The following is a 17,229-nucleotide window of genomic DNA, read 5'->3' as shown; positions in this document are numbered from 1 at the left end:
CCGACGTCAGACCGCGTCAGATCCCGACGAGGCCGCGCAGCGTCTGCAGCGCGGAGGTCGCGGTGCTCTGGGCGCCTGCGACGTCGCCGCCGCTGCGGTACGCGTTCTGCAGGTCGTCCAACGCGGACAGGTAGTTCGAGACGCCGCTCGCCCAGTCCGCCGCGATCGAGCTCGGCGGAGGCGTGTCGGACAGCCGTTCGGCATCCTCGCGGAGCAGACCGACGTCGGAGGCGGCCTGCTCGCCGCCCGCTTCGGCGGCGTACTGCAGACCGGTCGATGCGTCGTCGAGCTGCGGCTGCACCTGAGCGGCGAACTCGTCGACGCCGGGATCGGGAACCGGGGGAGCGGGCTCCTCGGGATCCGCCGTCGGAGTCGGAGTCGGCGTGGGCGTCGGAGTAGCGGTCGGAGTCGGCGTGGGCGTCGGCGTTTCGGTCGCCGTCGGGCTCGGACTCGGCGTGGCGGAGTCGGACGGCGTCGGCGAAGGGGACGCCTCCGGGCCGAAGGCGCTCGGCAGCACGAACACGAGGAAGACCACGGCGATCGCCAGGGCGATGCCCGCGAGAGCGGAGATCAGCCAGATCTTCCCGCTGCCGTTCTTCTTCGGCGGGAAGTACCAGACGGCCTCCTGCTGAGGCGCGTCCGAGGGCTGCGGTTCGTTCGTCATCAGGCCTCCAGCGGGGGCATCGGCTTCCAGCTCCGGTCACGGCCGAGCCTGCCGCCGTCACGGATGCCGCGGAAGAGGTTGCTCGTGCCGCGAACCGTGCGTTCCACGAAGACGAGCCGGATCAGTTCCTTGAAGAACGTCGCAGTCGTACCGAGCCCGAACAGCACGGGGTTGTACACGCGGTTCGCGCGGTAGTACTGCTTGATGTAGGCGCGGTTGCGCATGATGTAGTACCGGTAGGCGTTGCTCGACGCGTTCAGGTGCCGCACGCCCATGTCCCACTGGCGGATCTCGCGGGTGCGCCGGAGCACGAACTCGTTCACGATCACCGCTGTGGTCTTGCGCGATGCCAGCCAACCGTACGTCTGGTCATCCCAGTAGATGAAGAACCGCGGGTCGGGGAGGCCGATCTGCTGGACGATGGAGCGGTGGATGAACATGCCCTCGAAGCATCCGCTGTTCATCTCCTTGAAGCCGGACGCGTCGAAGCCGGCCGGAGCGAACGGAATCGGGATGCCCATCCGCTCGGCGATCTTGTACTGCCAGTAGAACTCGCTGCCGTCGTAGTCGTACCGGCGGCCCTGGATGCTCTTGAACCGCGGCGTCCAGGCGCCCATCCTGGCGAGGCCGTCGTAGACGACCTCGACGTCGTCGTCCATCATCCAGATCCACTCGGATCCGAGCTCGTACGCCGTGCGCATGCCCTCGCTGAAGCCGCCGGATCCACCGGTGTTCTCCTCGAGGCGGCGATAGACGATCTCGGTGCCGATCGTGTCGCGGAACGACTCGACCACGTCGGTGGTGTCGTCCGACGAGGCGTTGTCGATGATGACCACATGGCCGGGCTTCGGATCCATGCCCTCGATGCTGCGCAGGAGCCCCGTCAGCAGATGCGAGCGGTTGAACGTGACGATGACGATGGTCGCGGAGGCCGGGTCGAACGCGGCGGGGCTCATGCCTTCTCCTCGAAGGTCTGCTGCCAGGAGCTGTCGGAGACGAGGCCGGGCAGCGCACCGCGATACTGCTGCTGGAGCTCCGGCCAGCGGCGCTGCAACTGGCGGTGCAGGCTGATCGTCTCGCGCAGCATGCGGCGGAAGCGGGCGCGGTCCCGCGTGTAGATGTTCTTGCCCGAGCCGTCGGCGGCGCTCACCAGCGCGCTGTCGAAGTGCGGCAGCCGCCACCAGTGGGCGTCTCCCTTGCCGAACTCCACCTCGGGCTGGGCGACGTTGGCGGGATCGGGTCGATGCAGCCAGTGCGAGATGAGCGTGGACAGCGTGAACCAGCGCAGCTTCAGACCGGTCGGGCTGTCGAACTCGTTCTTCTTCAGCTGCTTGTACACCTGGCGGCCGTGGCGCGAGTGCAGCACCGTGGACGGATCGCGGTGCACGACCGTCTCGGGGAACTCGGCGGCCAGGGCACGAGCGGCCGGCATGGCTGTTGCAAGGTTGCCGCGCATGTGGTCGGGGCCGGACAGCACGTCGCGCAGCGCCTGCGCCCGCAGGGCGACGGGGTAGTACTGCATCATCATCAGGTGCTTGAGGTCGACGCGGCGGCTGTGCCGGATGAGCCTGCCCCCGCGGCTGACGCCGGAGTGCAGGAGGGCGGCGACGATCCGGTTGCGGGCGTGGAAGTACGCCTGCCAGTCGATCGAGTCGTCCTTGTTGATCCACGACACGTGCCACAGCGCGACGCCGGGCATCGAGACGGTGGGGAATCCGGCTTCGCCGGCGCGCAGGCAGAACTCCGCGTCGTCCCACTTGATGAACGCCGGCAGCGACAGGCCGACTTCCCGGATCGTGTCCAGGGGGATCAGACACATCCACCAGCCGTTGTAATCGGCATCCATGCGCATGTGCAGCAGCGGGGTCTGACGCAGGTTGGCGGCGCCGAAGTCGTGCGGCATCTCCTCCTGGTAGAGGTTGCGCCACATGAACGGCACCTGGTCGACGACCTCGGCCCAGCCGTGCAGCTTGGGGCGGTCGAGCAGATCGAACATGTGCCCGCCGACGAGGACGGGGTTCGTCGCGTAGCGGGCGAACATGATCGATCGGCGCAGGGATTCCGGTTCGATGCGCACGTCGTCATCGAGCAACTGGACGAAGTCGCTCTCGGGGCGCTGCAGCGTCTCGTGCATTGCGCGCGCGAACCCTCCGGAGCCGCCGAGGTTGGGCTGGCGGATGATGTCGAGCGTGTCGCCGAGACGCTCGGCGACAGCTTCGTACCCGTCCTCCTCGGCGACGAGCTGGGTGCCCTGATCGATCAGGAAGATGCGGTCGACGAGGTCGAGCACCTCGGGCGCGTCGGCCAGCGCGGTGAGCGTCGAGACGCAGTAGTCCGGCTTGTTGTAGGTCGTGATGCCGATCGAGGCCTTGCCCGTGCGGGTCGGCTCCTGTTCGGTCGTCCACTGCGCGCCCTCGAGCACGGCGTGCTTCTCGTCGGCGACCACATCGAACCAGATCCAGCCGCCGTCGCTGAACTGCGTGAGCGAGAGGTCGAAGCTGCTGGTCGCGTCGCCGGTGACCTCCTGCGTCGCGACGCGCTGCTGGACGCCCGCTCCGTTCGAGCGATACACCAGGACGGTCGCCGGACCGCTGGTGCGCACCGTCAGGCGCACGTCGCGCACACTCGTCCAGTGCTGCCAGTACGAAGCGGGGAAGGCGTTGAAGTAGGTGCCGAGCGAGACGCGCCGGCCGGCGACGATGCGCGCCTGGGTGCGCCCGAGGATGTTCCCCAGATGCGCGCGGGAGGACACCCTGACGGCCTCGCCCTCGATCGTCGACCACGTCTCCGGGTCGGCGTACAGCGGCAGCAGGTCGGGGTCACGATCGAGCGGGAAGACGACGTTCTGCAGGACGTGGGTCACGTGATGATCTCTCCGGGTGGGGCGGCGCTCGCCGACACGACATGCCGACGGGCGGCTCAGGCGAGCAGAGCAAGCCTACCTGGCCGACCTCGGGATCCCCGGAGTCGTGGCGGGTCCCCGGCGGATCAGCGCTGCGGCGGCAGCGTCGGGATCACACCCGTCTGCACCGCGTCGATGTTCTCCCGCCACGACCGCGACTGGCCGGCGCGCAGCGCGCACAGCACGAGCATGAACCAGCCGACGTCCGACAGCGTGAAGCTCTCGAACATCGAATCGATGGCCAGGGTCACCAGTATCAGCGGCGTCCACGCGTACACGACCGAGCGCCGCGAGCTCGCGACGAGCCATGACCGCACCAGTGCGATCCCGCCGAGCAGCACGAACAGCACCAGACCCGCGGCGCCCAGCTGCAGGAGGACGTCGAAGTAGGCGTTGAGCGCGGTCGCGTGCTGCTGATCGAGCAGGTAGTTCAGATAGTTGAACGGATACTCGCCGCGCTGCCACGGACCGAACCAGCCCCAGCCCTGCAGCGGCTTGGCCGCCACGAAGTCGAGGATGCGGTTCCACAGGTCGGCGCGCATCGAGAAATCGGACCCGGCGCCGAGCCAGGCGATGATCGGATGCCGCAGCAGGAACGCGACGGCCAGCGCCGCGGTCACGAGCGCGGCGAGCACCCACTGGACGACGGTTCGGTGCGCGGCGGCCGTATGCCGCACGATCGTGAGCGCCGCCGTGGCGACGCCGACACCTGCCGCGAGCACGAGGACGGTCGGGGACGCGGACAGCAGTGCGAGGAACCCCGCCAGCGCGATCGACGGCACCGCGACCGGCGAGGTCACCGACTGCGTGCGCCATTCGATCACGAACGTGATGAGGGCGATCACGGCGACGAAGCCGAGCATGTTGCGGGTGCCGAAGATGCCCTGGATCGGTCCGCCGGATGCGAGCGTCCCCTCGATGCCCAGGAATGCGATCGGCAGGTCGAGCAGGATGCCGGAGAGGATCTCGAGTCCGAGCGAGATCGACAGCAGCACCCGAAGCGTGTCGCCGATGGCGCGCACCGTCTGCAGGGTGTCCCTGATGTGGCCGATCGTGATCGCCAGGACGGCGTACCCCAGCAGGGACAGCCAGCCGAACACGGTGTCGCTGCGGTCCGTCGTCCAGATCACGCTGATCAGTGCGAGCGCGAGGAACGCGAGCAGCGACGACGGCGCCAGCCGCAGCAGCGACAGCTCCTCACGGCGCACCACCAGGATCGCGACCCCGACGGCGCACAGTGCGAAGACGATGGTCGCCAGCGTCACCGTCGAGGTCATGCGGGCGATCACGAAGGACCCGAAGACGGCCAGCAGGGCCGTCAGCGTGAACGCCCTCGCCATCTCGACGGAGCCGAGGAGGGCCGCCAGACCACGGCGACGGTTCACGGGACCCGCCGGGAGCCGCGCCCGCGCTCGGTGATGCGGACCTGTTCGCTGAGGCCGACCCCGACCAGGGGCACGGACTTCATCTTGAACGACAGCAGCACCAGCAGCAGCCAGCCCCACAGCATGATCGGGGTGGATTCGCTGAGCCCCTGCACGAGCAGCACGGTCGTGTACAGGATCGGCAGCAGCGTCACGGGGGAGTACGGCCGGTCGGCGCGCAGATCCCACCGCGGTCGGTCGACGGCGAAGAACCAGGACCGCCAGAGCAGCGCGCCGTAGGCGATCGCCATGAGCACGAGACCGATGATGCCGAGCTGGAACAGCACGTCGATCCACATGTTGTGGGCATGGAACACGGTGATCCCGTGATCGGTGATCCAGCCCTTGAACGCGGGGTGCGACGGGACCCACGGACTCGAGAACCCCAGCCCGATCACCGGACTGGTCGACGCCTTCTCGAGGACGGGACCCCAGATCTTGTCGCTGCGACCCGTGAGGTCGGCCGAACGGCCGAGAGCCGCGAGGATCGGCCGGTACAGCAGCAGGGCCGCGGCCACGCCGACCACGAGGATGCCGAAGCTCCAGGCGTACACCTTCGCGCGCCCGCGGGGTGTCCTGGTGCGCCGGATGAGCAGCGCGACGGCGAGGACGGCCGCGGCCGCGACGGCGCAGATCCACGCGGTGGCCGAGGAGGCGCGCACGAAGAAGAACGCCGCCAGCAGCATCCACAGCCCCAGGGTCGTGCGCCAGCGCGCACCGAGGGCGAAGCGGATGCCGAAAGCGATGATCGCGAGCAGCGAGAGGAACGCGAGCAGGTTCGCGTTGCCCACGATGCCCTGCAGACGCCCGCCGTCGAAGAGGTTGGCGCGCACCCAGTACCACTGCGGATCGGGATCGCCCCCCGGCAGGTCGGCGAAATTCGGCAGGATCGGTCCGTGCACCACGAGTGCCGCCCAGAGCTCGATCGCCAGCGATAGTCCGAGGATCCACTTGAACGCGGACGCGAGGGCGCGGAGGATCTCGTGCCAGCTCAGCGCGTGCGCGATGAACAGGGCGTTCACCGTCACCGCGGCGAGCAGCACCCACGTGATCAGGGTCGGCACGCGCCAGCCCGACCAGATCACCGACAGCAGCGCGAGCGCCGCGTACGTCAGCGCCGCCCACGGCAGCCGTCGCCAGAGGAAGGGGGCGGGGCGCGCGCGGGCGAGCATCGGGATGCCGATCGCGAGCGTCGACAGGGTGAGCACGACGATGGCGATGCCGGCGCCGATCTGCCCGACGAGGTTGTAGACCGCGGAATGCGCGAACACGGCGATCAGCACGAGCACGATGTAGCCGCGCAACAGCAGATGCCCCGTCGACTCGCGCTCCGGCGCGGTGGGCGGGGCTGCCACGGGATGCTTCGTGTACTGCGCCATCGGGAATCAGGCTACCGCGCACGTCACGGCATCCGCTGCGATCGGGCCCGGCCTCTACGCTGGAGGACATGCTGCTGAGCCTTTCGAACGTGCCCCGCGACTACGCCTGGGGCTCGACCTCCCTCATCGCCGAGCTCGAGAACCGTTCGCCGTCCGGTGCGCCGGAGGCCGAAGTCTGGTTCGGCGACCACCCTGGCGACCCGGCCGACGTCACCGGCGGCGGGACGCTGGATGCCGTCACGGGCGGTTCCCTGCCGTACCTGCTCAAGATCCTCGCGGCCGGCGGGCCGCTGTCGATCCAGGTGCACCCGACGATCGAGCAGGCGAAGGACGGCTGGGCCCGCGAAACCGACCTCGCCGCGGACGACCCGAGTCGCAACTACCGCGACGACAACCACAAGCCCGAGCTGATCGTCGCCCTCAGCGAGCGGTTCGAGGCGCTCGGCGGGCTGCGCCCGGTCGCCGACACGCTGCGTCTGCTCGCCGCGCTCGGCGAGGGCGCGGGCGTGCAGGCGCTGCGTGCGCGCCTCACCGGCGAGGACGGGCTGCGTGACACCATCGCCTGGTTGCTGTCGGGGGATGCCGCGGGCGAGGTCGCCGAGATCTCCGCGGCGCTCGCCACGGCATCCGATCCGGAATTCGACGAGACGCTGCGCGCCATCCGCGTCGTCGCCGAGCGGTACCCCTCCGACCCTGGCGTCGTGGTCGCCCTGCTGATGAACCACATCGTGCTGCGCCGGGGCGAGGGGATCTTCCTGCGCGCAGGCCTGCTGCACGCGTATCTGGCGGGGCTCGGCGTCGAGATCATGGCCGCCAGCGACAACGTGCTGCGCGGAGGTCTCACCCCCAAGCACATCGACGTCGACGAGCTGATGCGCATCGTGGATGCGACGCCCGGCATCGTCCCGGTCCTGTCTCCGGCCGATGCCGCGGTGACGTCCTACCCGGTCGGCGTGGACGACTTCGCCCTCCGGCGCGTGACGCTGGCGGGGGAGCCGGTGACGATCGACGTGCACTCGCCGGCGATGGTGCTCGCCACGGCCGGTTCGGTCTCGGTGTCCGCAGCGGATGACGTGCCGCACGCCGTCGCGATCGGCTCCGCGCTGTTCGCCGCCGACGAAGCCGTCCTCACTCTCACCGGGACCGGCGAGGCGTTCATCGCGCAGCCCGGTTGAGCCGCACCCGCACATGCGCCCGACACGCCCGGCGCGACACGCCGATGAGCGCTCAAGAACCTTCAAGACCGGATTGAGGGTTTATTCTCCGCGACTTGACCAGGGCGAATGACACGGGTGTAATTAGTTGAGCACGGCCCGGTGGGGGGCAACTGACAGGGCAAGGAGAGCGACATGACGGGTTACCGTTCCGACGTTCCCGAGAACTGGTTCGTCGATCCAGTCAACCTCGGGGTTCCCGGGGTCCGGCGCATCGACGCCGAAGAGGAGAACACGCTCGCCTGGCAGACGGATGCGCTGTGCGCGCAGACGGACCCAGAAGCGTTCTTCCCCGAGAAGGGCGGCTCGACTCGTGACGCCAAACGCATCTGCACCTCGTGCGATGTGCGCGGCGAATGCCTCGAATACGCGCTCGGCAATGACGAGCGCTTCGGCATCTGGGGCGGACTCTCCGAGCGAGAGCGCCGCAAGCTCAAGCGCCGCGCCAGCTGAGACTCATAGCTTCGCAGGCGCGCCGGTGACGGTGAGCGCGACGACGACGCATGGCGCTTAGGCTGACCACGCCATGCCAGCCCGACTTCATGCCGTCATCGTCGCGCGCTCCGGCGCAACCGCCCGCGCGCAGCTGCTTCGAACCATCGACGCGCTCACCGCCCAGACCCGTCGCCCCGACGCGGTCACCCTCGTGGTGTGCGGTGACGTCACCACTGCGCGGGAGAGCCCGGCCGTCGCCGCGATCGCGGACGCGATCATCGAGACGAGGCAGACGACGTCCTTCGCGGACGCGGTCGCTCTGGCGACGGCGCGGATCCCCGAGGACAGCTCGCTCTGGCTGTTGACGCACGACAGCGCGCCGGCGCCAGGCGCCCTCGCGCAGCTCGCCGGAGCGCTGGAGCGCTCGCCGTCCGCCGCCATCGCCGCGCCCAAGCTCGTCCGCTCCGATGACGATCGTGAGATCGTCTCGTTCGGACAGACCATGACGAGCCTCGGCCGCTCTGTGGAGCTCGCGGCGAACGAGCTCGATCAGGGGCAGCACGATGGTGCCGATGAGGCTCTGGGCGCCGACATCCGCGGCATCCTCATCCGCGCCGAGGTGCGGGAGCACCTCACGATCGACGACGCGCTCGCCGGCGCCGACGAGGGTCTCGACCTCGGTGTCAGGGCTCGACTCGGCGGAGGCCGCGTCGTCCTGAACGCGGACGCCCGCATCCGCGTCGAACCCGACGGACCCGCAGCTCTCCCGCAGCGGCCGTCGCAGCGTGCATACGTCACGCGGCTCGCCCAGCTGCACCGGCGTCTCGCGTACGCCCCCGCCCTCGCCATGCCGCTGCACTGGCTGTCGTTCCTCCCGCTCGCGCTGTGGCGCACGATCATCCATCTCATCGGCAAGCGTCCCGCCGCGGTGCTGCCGGAATGGGGTGCCGCAGCGACCGCGATGGTGCGCTTCGGCGCCGTCGCCAGAGCACGGGGGAGGATCCGTGCCTTCCGGTCGGCCGGATGGTCCAGCATCGCTCCGCTGCGGGTGACCGCGTCGCAGCTGCGGCGACGCCTCGACGACGGTCACGGCAGCGAACGCGGCGCGGTCAGCGAACTGCGCTTCTTCTCCGGCGGCGGCGCCTGGGCCGTGCTCGCGGGGGCAGTCGTCGGCATCGCGGCGTTCACATCGCTCCTGGCCTGGCAGAACATCGCCGGCGGTGGGCTCCTGCCGATGCGCGACACGCTCGCCGGCCTCTGGGAGGACGCCACGTGGGGGCTGCGCGGGCTGGGCGTCGGCGTCACGGGACCCGCCGATCCCTTCGCCGCGGTCCTGGCCGTCCTCGGCTCGCTCTGGCCTGCCGGTCCGTCGTACGCGCTCGTCCTGCTCTGGCTGCTGGCGCTGCCCCTGGCGGTGCTGGGCGGCTGGTTCGCGGCGACGCGCGTCACGGATCGCGCGGGACTGCGCATCTTCGTCGGAATCGCGTGGGCCCTCGCCCCGACCTTCCTGACCGCGCTCATCGAGGGTCGTCCTGCCGCGGTCATCGTCCACCTGCTGCTGCCGTGGCTGTTCCACAGCGCTGCGGTCGCTCATCGATCCTGGGGCGCCGCCGGTGCGGCTTCCGTCCTCCTGGTCGGCGTGGTCGCCGCGTCTCCGTCGCTCGCACCGGCGCTGGCTGTCATCTGGGCGATCTGCCTCATCATCGTGCTGGCGCAGCGGAGGCTGCGCGGCGCGGTGCGCATCGTGTGGCTGCTCATCCCGACGCTGGTGGTGTTCCTGCCGTTGGTGCTGTGGCGCCTCGGCCGCGGAGATCTCCTGGCCGTCATCGCCGACCCCGGCTACCTCTGGCTCTCGCCGCAGGCGCAGGCGGATGCTGCGGGGCGGACGCTGCTGGCGACCGGATTCCCGACCGGTGATCTCGCCGGCTGGGCGCAGATCCTGGACCCCGCGATCGCCGCATGGGCACCGCTGCTGCTCGCTCCGCTGGCGCTGCTCGCCCTGGCGTCGGCGCTGGCTCCGCGCTGGCGCGCCGGCTTCGTGCTCCTCGCGGTCGCCCTCGCGGGCCTTGCGACGGCCATGTTCGTCGTCGGAGTCGCGATCGGCTTCGTCCACGGGACGCCGTCGCCGATCTGGCCCGGCGCCGCGCTGAGCCTCGCGTGGGTCGGCGTCGTCGGCGCCGCGGCCGTCGCCCTCGACACACTCATCGCCCTGCCGTTGCTGCGCACCATCGCGGTGGTCGTCGCCGGCGCCGCTCTCGCCGTGGCCGCCGTGCCGGCACTGACCGCCGTGCACACCGGGCGCAGCGCTCTCGTGGAGGGCTCCGGAAGCACGCTGCCCGCCCTCATCGCCGCCAACGCGCGCGGTGACCGGGACCTCGGAACGCTCGTCATCACGCCCCTCGGCGAGGACAGCGCCGCCACGCGCGTCGTGTGGGGCGCCAGCGAGACGCTCGGCGCGCAGACCACGATCCTCAGCACGGCGACCGAGGTCCAGGGGACCGACGTCAGCGCGCTCGCGGTGGATCTCGTCTCGTCGCGCGACTTCGACGCGGCGGCCGAGCTCGCGGAACTCGGCATCGACTTCGTCCTGCTCGACGAGCTGCCGCCGGGATCGGATGACGGGGCCGAGGGCTTCCGTCTCGATGCGGTCATCGCGCTCGATCAGCGCACCGGTTTCGTCCGAGGCGGCGACGTGGCAGGCGTCGGCGTCCTCTGGCGTCTCGAGGACTCCGGCGCCGACGGAGCCGCACGGGCGGCGCAGGCGGGTGACGATCATGGCGTCGCGCGTTCGGTGACGGCCTTGCAGCTGATCGTGATCCTCGCTGCACTGCTGCTCGCCGTGCCGACGCGTGCCTCGCGCCGCGCCGCCAGGGCGATCTCACGTGTCGTCGGCAAGGCGCCGGAGGAGCCGTTGACTCCGGTGCGGCACCACGGCGGCGATGCCGCGCACGATGAAGCGGATGCCGCGGTGCAGGAGCATGCCGCCACTGCGCCCGCGGAACCGGCCGTCGAGGAGACGGCGGCCGCCGAACCGCCGGCCGAAGAGCAATCCGCTCCCGCCGAGAGCGGCGTCGAGGACGAACCGGCCACCAATGCTGCTGACTCGGATGCGCCTGACGCCTCGGATGCACAGAGCACGAGCGATGAGCCCGCCGCTGAAGATCCCCGCCCGTCCGTCGAGCCGGAGGAGGACCGCTGATGGCTACCAGAAAGCGCGCGATCGCGGTTGTCGCGACCGGGGCACGCCTGTTCATCGGCGCTGTCGTCGTCGTCGCCTGCGTCGTCGGCGCCGGCGCCGCGATCATGGCGCCCTGGCCCGGCATCGAGACCACTGCGGCGTCCACGCAGGTCGCGACGGTCCCCGGGAACCCGGTCCTGGTGTGCACCGGACCCTTCCGCGCCCTGGGTCGCGAATCCCAGAGCGCGGACCAGATGCAGGCGGCCGGTGTCGGACGCATCACGGTCGACGGCGAGCCCACGACACCGGCGCAGAGCACGATCGCCACGCCGGATCTCGTCGGCGGCGACGGGTCCGCCGTGTTCACCGGGGTCGTCCAAGGGCGCACGAGCGCCGAGATCGCGGCATCCGAGTCGCTGGCGCTCGCCGAGGAGGATCTCGCAGGGCTTGCGGCCGGGCCGTGCTCGCCGGCGGCCACCCAGTCCTGGATCGTCGGCGGGTCGGTCGAGACCGGCGCCAACGACGTGCTCGTGCTCTCGAACCCCGGCGCCGTCCCCGCCACCGTGACGCTCACCGTCTACGGCGGAGCATCCACGCCTGTCACGCAGGTGATCCCCGCGGCGACGCAGGTCGCGATGCCCTTCGCCTCGATCGCGGCGGATGCCGAGGACCCGGTGGTGCGCGTGACGGCCGAGGGCGCTCCCGTGCGTGCGGTGCTGCAATCGGCCCTGACGCGCACCCTCGATCCGGCGGGAAGCGACCTGCAGGGATCCGCGATCGAGGCATCCGAGACCCTGCGCTTCGCCGGCGTCCAGATCGTCGCCGCCCCCACGGACGGAACGGCGACGAACGCGGTGCGCCTGCTGGCGCCGGACGCCGACACCGAGGCGCAGGTCGTCGTGCGCGACGATTCCGGCGCGACGGCTGCCGAGTTCGTCGTCCCGCTGACCGCTGCCACACCGCTCGATGTCGCACTGGCAGACCTCGATCTCGGCATCTACAGCGTCGAGGTGACGGCCGCGACCCCCGTGGTCGCGGCGATCTGGCAGAGCGAGGGCACGGGGGGCGGAACCGATTTCGCCTGGATGACCCCGGCGTCCCCCCTGGAGGAGACCCTGTTCGCCGTCCCCGCCGGACCATCGCCGAAGCTGCACCTCGTCAACAGCACCGATCAGGACCTCACGGTCGTGCTCTCGGCGGTCGGCGGGACGGAGCGGGAGGTCGCGGTGCCGGCGCAGTCCGCCGAGCTCATCTCGGTGCGTCCGGCGACGGTCTACCGCCTGTCGGCGGACGGCGAGCTCACCGCCGCGGTGACGATGGCGGAGTCGGGGCGGCTGGCCGGATGGCCGGTGGCGCCAGGGGCCGGTGAGGAACGCGAGATCACGGTCTATCCGTAGACGCCGACGATCGCCGGGAACTCAGCCCTCGGGCCCCAGTTCCCAGGGATCGCGCCCCACGAACTCCGCGGCGGCGCGGAACACCGAACTCTCGATCGAGATGCGCCGATGCGCGGCGTCGTCGTGCCCGGGAGGCAGGAGCCGTTCGATCGGAATCCGGTACAGCACGACGCGCCGGGCGTCTCGATCGATCGTCCATCTGGGGACCTCCCCGGACCCGTCGTCGCCGAGCGGCATCGCGCCGATCTCGAACCGCACGTCCTCGAGTTCCGGCCACGTGCCGCGCAGGAACTCGACCGCGGTGCCCACGGCGAGATCGAAGCGGTCGACACGTCCGTCCAGCGGTGGCAGCGGCGGCCGGACGACCTCGCTGCGCCCGAGGCGGCCGTGCCTGCCGTGCCTGGCTCCACGGCGAGGCGCGGTGCGGGGAAGACGGCGACGGGGCATGACGAAAGTCTAGAGCGCTGGGCGCGGCATCCGCTCGAGAGGGGCGGGGGAGGCTTAGCCTGGGGGAGATGGACGAACGACTCTGCTCGAAGGTCGGCTGCGCTCGCGAGGCGGTGGCCACGCTGACGTACGACTACGGCGATCAGATGGCTGCTCTCGGCCCGCTCGGCGGTTCCCGGCATCCGAACGCCCACGATCTGTGCGCGCAGCATGCCGACCGGCTGTCCGTGCCCAGCGGCTGGATCGTCGTCCGTCACGAGGCGCTGCGCGCCTGACCCTCGGCGCGGCGCGGCGCGCCGTCGAGAGCGAATATGTACCGGGAAAACAGTTTCCGGCTATCCTGTTCCGAAAGTGCGTCAGGGCGGCGCACACGGAAAGGCATCTGCCGTGGTCGTCTGGCGTCGCTGGGTCCTCCCCATCCTCCTGCTCATCGTGTTCGGCGCGTGCGCCGCCGCGCTCGTGAAGCTGGCGTTCTTCCCCGACAGCTCGACCGCGGCGGTCGTCTCGCCCGAAGCCGGCGTCTCCGAACCGATCATCCCGGTCGAACGCGGCTCGGTGGTCAACGCGCTGTCGCTGCCGGCCAACATCGCGCGTGATGAGTCGTTCCCGCTGCGCGGCGACGTCAACGGCACCGTCACCGCGGTCCACGTCGCCGACGGCGCCACGGTCGCCGCGGGCCAGAAGCTCTTCACGATCAAGCAGGACGACCCGAAGAAGGACATCGACATCCTCGCAGCCGAGGCCGGCGAGATCTCCGAGATCGCGCTCGTCAAGGGGCAGGTCGCCTCGGTCGGCGACCAGATCGCCACGCTGAGTCCCGCGCGGTACCACGTGCTCGCCACGGTCGACCCCGTGCAACTGTACCGCCTCGTCGGTGCGCCGAGTGAGGCGACGGTCACGATCACGGGTGGGCCTGCGCCGTTCGTCTGCACCGGTGTGCGGGTCGAGGTCTCCGCGGAGGGCACCGCGAGCGTGCGCTGCGCCGTTCCCGCCGAGCAGACCGTGTTCGCCGGCCTCCCGGCCCAGCTCGACCTTGCGCTCGGACAGGTCGATGATGCCGTCGTCATCCCCGTGACAGCCGTTCAGGGCGGCTCGGGTTCCGGCGTCGTGTGGGTGGATGCCGGTGACGGCAGCGAGCCCGAGGAGCGTCCGGTGACCCTCGGCGTCAACGACGGCACCGTGGTCGAGGTCGTCGAGGGGCTCGCCGAGGGCGACAGCATCCGACAGTTCGTCCCCGGCTTCGTGGCACCGGTGGAAGAGGTCTGCTACGAGGTCGAGCCGGGCGTCGAGCAGTGCGAGAGCGGGACCAGCTGGTGACCCTCGTCGCGCTCGAGGACGTCACGAAGAGCGTCACACTGGCGGACGACTCGACGCTGGAGATCCTGCGCGGCATCAGTCTCGAAGTCGGCGCCGGGGATCACGTCTCGATCGTCGGACGCTCGGGTTCGGGCAAATCGACGCTGCTGAACATCCTCGGGATGCTGGATGCGCCGACGAGCGGCTCCGTGTCCTTCGAGGGGCGACCGGTGAAGAAGATGCGCACCGGCCGGCTCGACCGGCTGCGCGGCGCGAACGTCGGCTTCGTCTTCCAGCAGTTCAACCTGCTCGCCGGCCGCACCGCTCTCGAGAACGTCATGATGCCGCTCGGGCACGCGTCGGGGCGGCTGTTCTGGCGACGACGCGACATCGCCACGGACATGCTCGAGCGCGTCGGCCTGGGACACCGCATCGACCAGATCGCCGACCGGCTCTCCGGCGGTGAGCAGCAGCGCGTCGCGATCGCGCGGGCGCTGGTGCGCAAGCCCGTGCTGATCCTCGCCGACGAACCCACCGGAGCGCTCGACATCGACACGGGGGCGTCGGTCATGGCGCTGCTGGACGAGGTGGCGACCGAGACGGATGCCGCTCTCGTGACGATCACGCACGACCTGCACGTCGCCGCCCGCGCCAGACGGCACTACCGACTGGATGCCGGACTCCTCGCGCCCGCGGATCTGACCCGCGCGTTCGAGGCGTCGACGCTCGCCGAGTCGGTCCCGACGGCCGAGCCCCCTGCGGAGCTGCAGCCGGTGGTCCGCGACGCGGCTGCCGAGGCGGATGCCGAGCCGGCCGAGGAGGTCGTGTCGTGACCGGGATCATCGGAGCGCTGGCGGACGCGTGGGCCGAGATCCGCGTGCACAAGCTGCGCGTGCTTCTCAGCCTCATCGGCATCGCGGTCTCGGTGGCGGCCCTGACCGCTGTCGTCGCATTCAGCGAGTTCCAGCAGCAGTACCAGGCAGAGCAGTCCGACAGGTGGGGCGGCCGCGTGGCCACGATCGCCATCTCGGTGTACAGCGAGACCGGCGCGCCGGTGGACGCGGATGCGTTCGATGAGCGCTTCGAGCGCGTGAGCGAGCGCTTCGGCTTCTCGCACACGTCGCGCAATGTGCAGGGTCTGACCCTGCCGGTGCAGATGCCGGACGGGGTGACCGAGATTCCTGCCCGTCTGATCGATGCGGCCTTCCCCCAGATCCACCGCGAAGAGCTGCTCGAGGGACGATCGCTGCGTGACGGCGACGCCGAGGCCCTGGCCCCGGCGGTCGTGATCAGCGAGCCGCTCTGGGACCGTCTCGGACGCGTGGCGCTGACTCAGCATCCGTTGCTCACGCTCTCCGGGCCGACCGCAGGGACGTATCAGATCGTCGGAGTCACGCCGCGACAGGGGATCTGGGACGAGGAGCCGCGCATCGACGTGCTCTACGACGCATATCGTTCGCAGGTCGACAGCCTGCCCGAGGGCCTGATGCCGACGTACGAGGTCTGGGTCGGCGCCGACCAGGCCGCCGAGATCGGGCCGGTGCTGGCCATGGATCTGCGCGCGGGTCTGCCTGAGGGCCAGCAGGTCTCGCTCAATCGCACCGACTGGGCATCCATGTCCGGCAGCGAGGAGGCCGCGCGCATCTTCGAGCTCATCACGGGCGGTATCGCCGTGCTGATCCTCGCGCTGGGTGCGCTGAGCCTGATCAACATCCAGTTGGTCGCGATGCGACAGCGCGTGCGCGAGATCGGAGTCCGCCGCGCGTTCGGCGCGACGGGCGGCCGCGTCTTCACGACCGTGCTGCTGGAGAGCCTTGTCGCGACGACGGTGGCGGGCATCATCGGCATCGCCGTCGTCGTCGCCGTCCTGCGCTCGGACTGGATCGTCACGAGCATGTTCCAGGGCATGCAGGACATCCCGCCGTTCCCGATGCGTGCAGCCGTGACCGGACTCGTCGCCTCCGTCATCGTCGGCGCCGTGGCCGGATTCATTCCGGCGCTCGTGGCGCTGCGCGTCAAGGTGATCGACGCCATCCGGTTCTGATCGCGTCCGGTCGCGGCGTGCTGCTCAGACGCCGATCGACCGGCCGGTCAGGCGCTCGGCCCGCGCGTCGGCGATCTGCAGTCCTCGCAGCTCTCGCCGACGCCGGATCACCGTGATCGCGGCGAGCACGTGCTCAGGAGTGGCCGCGGGGCGGGGAGAGACGTAGTCGGTGGTCTCGGCCACCAGCTGCTCGGCGATGCGCGCACGCGCCTGCGGCATCATCTGCGGCGCGGTGCGGAGGAACTGCGAGATGCGCCTGGCAAGACGATCCGGCAGCCGGGCCACGTCGGCGATCGACGCCCACTCGGCGAGCTCGGGCGGCATCGCCGGTTCGTGGGGGATCAGCTTCGGGGTCCGCACCCGCTGACTGTACGTTCCGGCGACGAGGTCGCCGAGGCGCTGCGAGCGGGCCGTGAACGCGCCGGCGAGCAGGGCGACCGAGCCGAACGTCATGTAGATCTCGAGCACTCCGAGCAGCGCCCGGATGAAGGCATGGCGGAAGCCGGTCGCGCCGCCGTCCAACCGGACGATGCGCCCGCCGACAGCGAGCTTGCCGAGGCTGCGCCCCTTCAGGGACACCTCGATCGCGACCGGAACGACGACGAAGCACACGACCATCGACGTGACGTTGAGGATCCGATCGAGCGCCTCGTCGATGAGGCCGGCATCCATCATCCAGATCCGCAGGAAGAGGAACAGGACGTACAGGGCGATCGACAGCAGCATGTCGATGACGGCGCCCATGACGCGCAGGAAGAAGCCGATCGGCTGCACGTCGATCGCGACGGCCTCGCCGGAGAGGATCTCTTCAGCGGACTCGATCGGCGCGGACATGAGTACAGTAAATCA

General features: G+C 70.4%; 15 protein-coding genes. 8 read left to right on the top strand and 7 right to left on the bottom strand.

The genetic code is table 11. From position 1 onward, the window contains the following. Positions 1–16 precede the first annotated feature (16 nt). From M2317_RS02315 to M2317_RS02295, 5 genes are all read right to left on the bottom strand, one after another. Entirely contained in the window at positions 17–664 is a 648-nt protein-coding gene (locus M2317_RS02315; protein ID WP_429456934.1) for a hypothetical protein, read from the bottom strand. After that, positions 664–1,620 carry a glycosyltransferase gene (locus M2317_RS02310; protein WP_429456932.1) on the bottom strand — a complete coding sequence of 319 codons (957 nt, stop codon included), beginning with the start codon at positions 1,618–1,620 and terminating at the stop codon, positions 664–666. The genes M2317_RS02315 and M2317_RS02310 overlap by 1 nt, the downstream gene beginning before the upstream one ends. Beyond that, the gene (locus M2317_RS02305) at positions 1,617–3,527 is read right to left on the bottom strand and encodes a glycosyltransferase (RefSeq protein WP_429456930.1); all 1,911 of its coding nucleotides are present in this window, start codon (positions 3,525–3,527) and stop codon (positions 1,617–1,619) included. The genes M2317_RS02310 and M2317_RS02305 overlap by 4 nt, the downstream gene beginning before the upstream one ends. A 125-nt stretch (positions 3,528–3,652) precedes the next feature. Further along, the gene (locus tag M2317_RS02300; RefSeq protein WP_429456927.1) at positions 3,653–4,951 is read right to left on the bottom strand and encodes an O-antigen ligase family protein; all 1,299 of its coding nucleotides are present in this window, start codon (positions 4,949–4,951) and stop codon (positions 3,653–3,655) included. Further along, the gene (locus M2317_RS02295) at positions 4,948–6,369 is read right to left on the bottom strand and encodes an O-antigen ligase family protein (RefSeq protein ID WP_429456925.1); all 1,422 of its coding nucleotides are present in this window, start codon (positions 6,367–6,369) and stop codon (positions 4,948–4,950) included. The genes M2317_RS02300 and M2317_RS02295 overlap by 4 nt, the downstream gene beginning before the upstream one ends. Before the next feature lie 68 nt (positions 6,370–6,437). Here M2317_RS02295 and manA point away from each other — a divergent pair, with 68 nt between their 5' ends. The 4 genes from manA to M2317_RS02275 all read left to right on the top strand — a co-directional run bounded on the left by manA (position 6,438) and on the right by M2317_RS02275 (position 12,593). Further along, positions 6,438–7,544, top strand: a complete 1,107-nt coding sequence (gene manA / locus M2317_RS02290) for a mannose-6-phosphate isomerase, class I (protein ID WP_429456923.1) — start codon at positions 6,438–6,440, stop codon at positions 7,542–7,544. Between the two features lie 174 nt (positions 7,545–7,718). Next, a complete protein-coding gene (locus M2317_RS02285; protein ID WP_429456921.1) occupies positions 7,719–8,036 on the top strand; it encodes a WhiB family transcriptional regulator in 318 nt (105 codons plus the stop codon). Positions 8,037–8,109: 73 nt separating this feature from the next. After that, on the top strand, positions 8,110–11,217 hold the full coding sequence (locus tag M2317_RS02280) for a glycosyltransferase (RefSeq protein WP_429456920.1): 3,108 nt from the start codon (positions 8,110–8,112) through the stop codon (positions 11,215–11,217). Next, positions 11,217–12,593: a DUF5719 family protein gene (locus M2317_RS02275; RefSeq protein WP_429456918.1), complete on the top strand. Its 1,377-nt coding sequence runs from the start codon at positions 11,217–11,219 to the stop codon at positions 12,591–12,593. The genes M2317_RS02280 and M2317_RS02275 overlap by 1 nt, the downstream gene beginning before the upstream one ends. 21 nt (positions 12,594–12,614) lie before the next feature. Here the strand turns inward: M2317_RS02275 and M2317_RS02270 are convergent, their stop codons facing one another. Then, positions 12,615–13,040: a hypothetical protein gene (locus M2317_RS02270; RefSeq protein WP_429456916.1), complete on the bottom strand. Its 426-nt coding sequence runs from the start codon at positions 13,038–13,040 to the stop codon at positions 12,615–12,617. A 68-nt stretch (positions 13,041–13,108) separates the two neighbouring features. Between M2317_RS02270 and M2317_RS02265 the strand changes: the two genes are divergently transcribed. The 4 genes from M2317_RS02265 (at position 13,109) to M2317_RS02250 (ending at position 16,380) form a co-directional block, all read left to right on the top strand. Further along, positions 13,109–13,315: a DUF3499 family protein gene (locus M2317_RS02265; protein WP_376177182.1), complete on the top strand. Its 207-nt coding sequence runs from the start codon at positions 13,109–13,111 to the stop codon at positions 13,313–13,315. A 112-nt stretch (positions 13,316–13,427) separates the two neighbouring features. Then, the gene (locus M2317_RS02260) at positions 13,428–14,357 is read left to right on the top strand and encodes an efflux RND transporter periplasmic adaptor subunit (protein ID WP_429456914.1); all 930 of its coding nucleotides are present in this window, start codon (positions 13,428–13,430) and stop codon (positions 14,355–14,357) included. Then, positions 14,354–15,169, top strand: coding sequence for an ABC transporter ATP-binding protein (locus tag M2317_RS02255; RefSeq protein WP_429456912.1), 816 nt, complete (start codon positions 14,354–14,356; stop codon positions 15,167–15,169). Before M2317_RS02260 ends, M2317_RS02255 begins: the two co-directional genes overlap by 4 nt. Then, positions 15,166–16,380 (top strand): ABC transporter permease, encoded by a 1,215-nt coding sequence (locus tag M2317_RS02250; RefSeq protein ID WP_429456910.1) that lies wholly within the window; start codon positions 15,166–15,168, stop codon positions 16,378–16,380. Before M2317_RS02255 ends, M2317_RS02250 begins: the two co-directional genes overlap by 4 nt. A 24-nt stretch (positions 16,381–16,404) precedes the next feature. Here M2317_RS02250 and M2317_RS02245 read toward each other — a convergent pair whose 3' ends face one another. Next, positions 16,405–17,214: an RDD family protein gene (locus tag M2317_RS02245; protein WP_429456908.1), complete on the bottom strand. Its 810-nt coding sequence runs from the start codon at positions 17,212–17,214 to the stop codon at positions 16,405–16,407. Between the last annotated feature and the right edge of the window lie 15 nt (positions 17,215–17,229).

This window comes from Microbacterium sp. ZKA21 (assembly GCF_050434165.1).
Taxonomy (GTDB): domain Bacteria; phylum Actinomycetota; class Actinomycetes; order Actinomycetales; family Microbacteriaceae; genus Microbacterium.
This window is presented reverse-complemented; position numbering and strand designations above follow the sequence as displayed.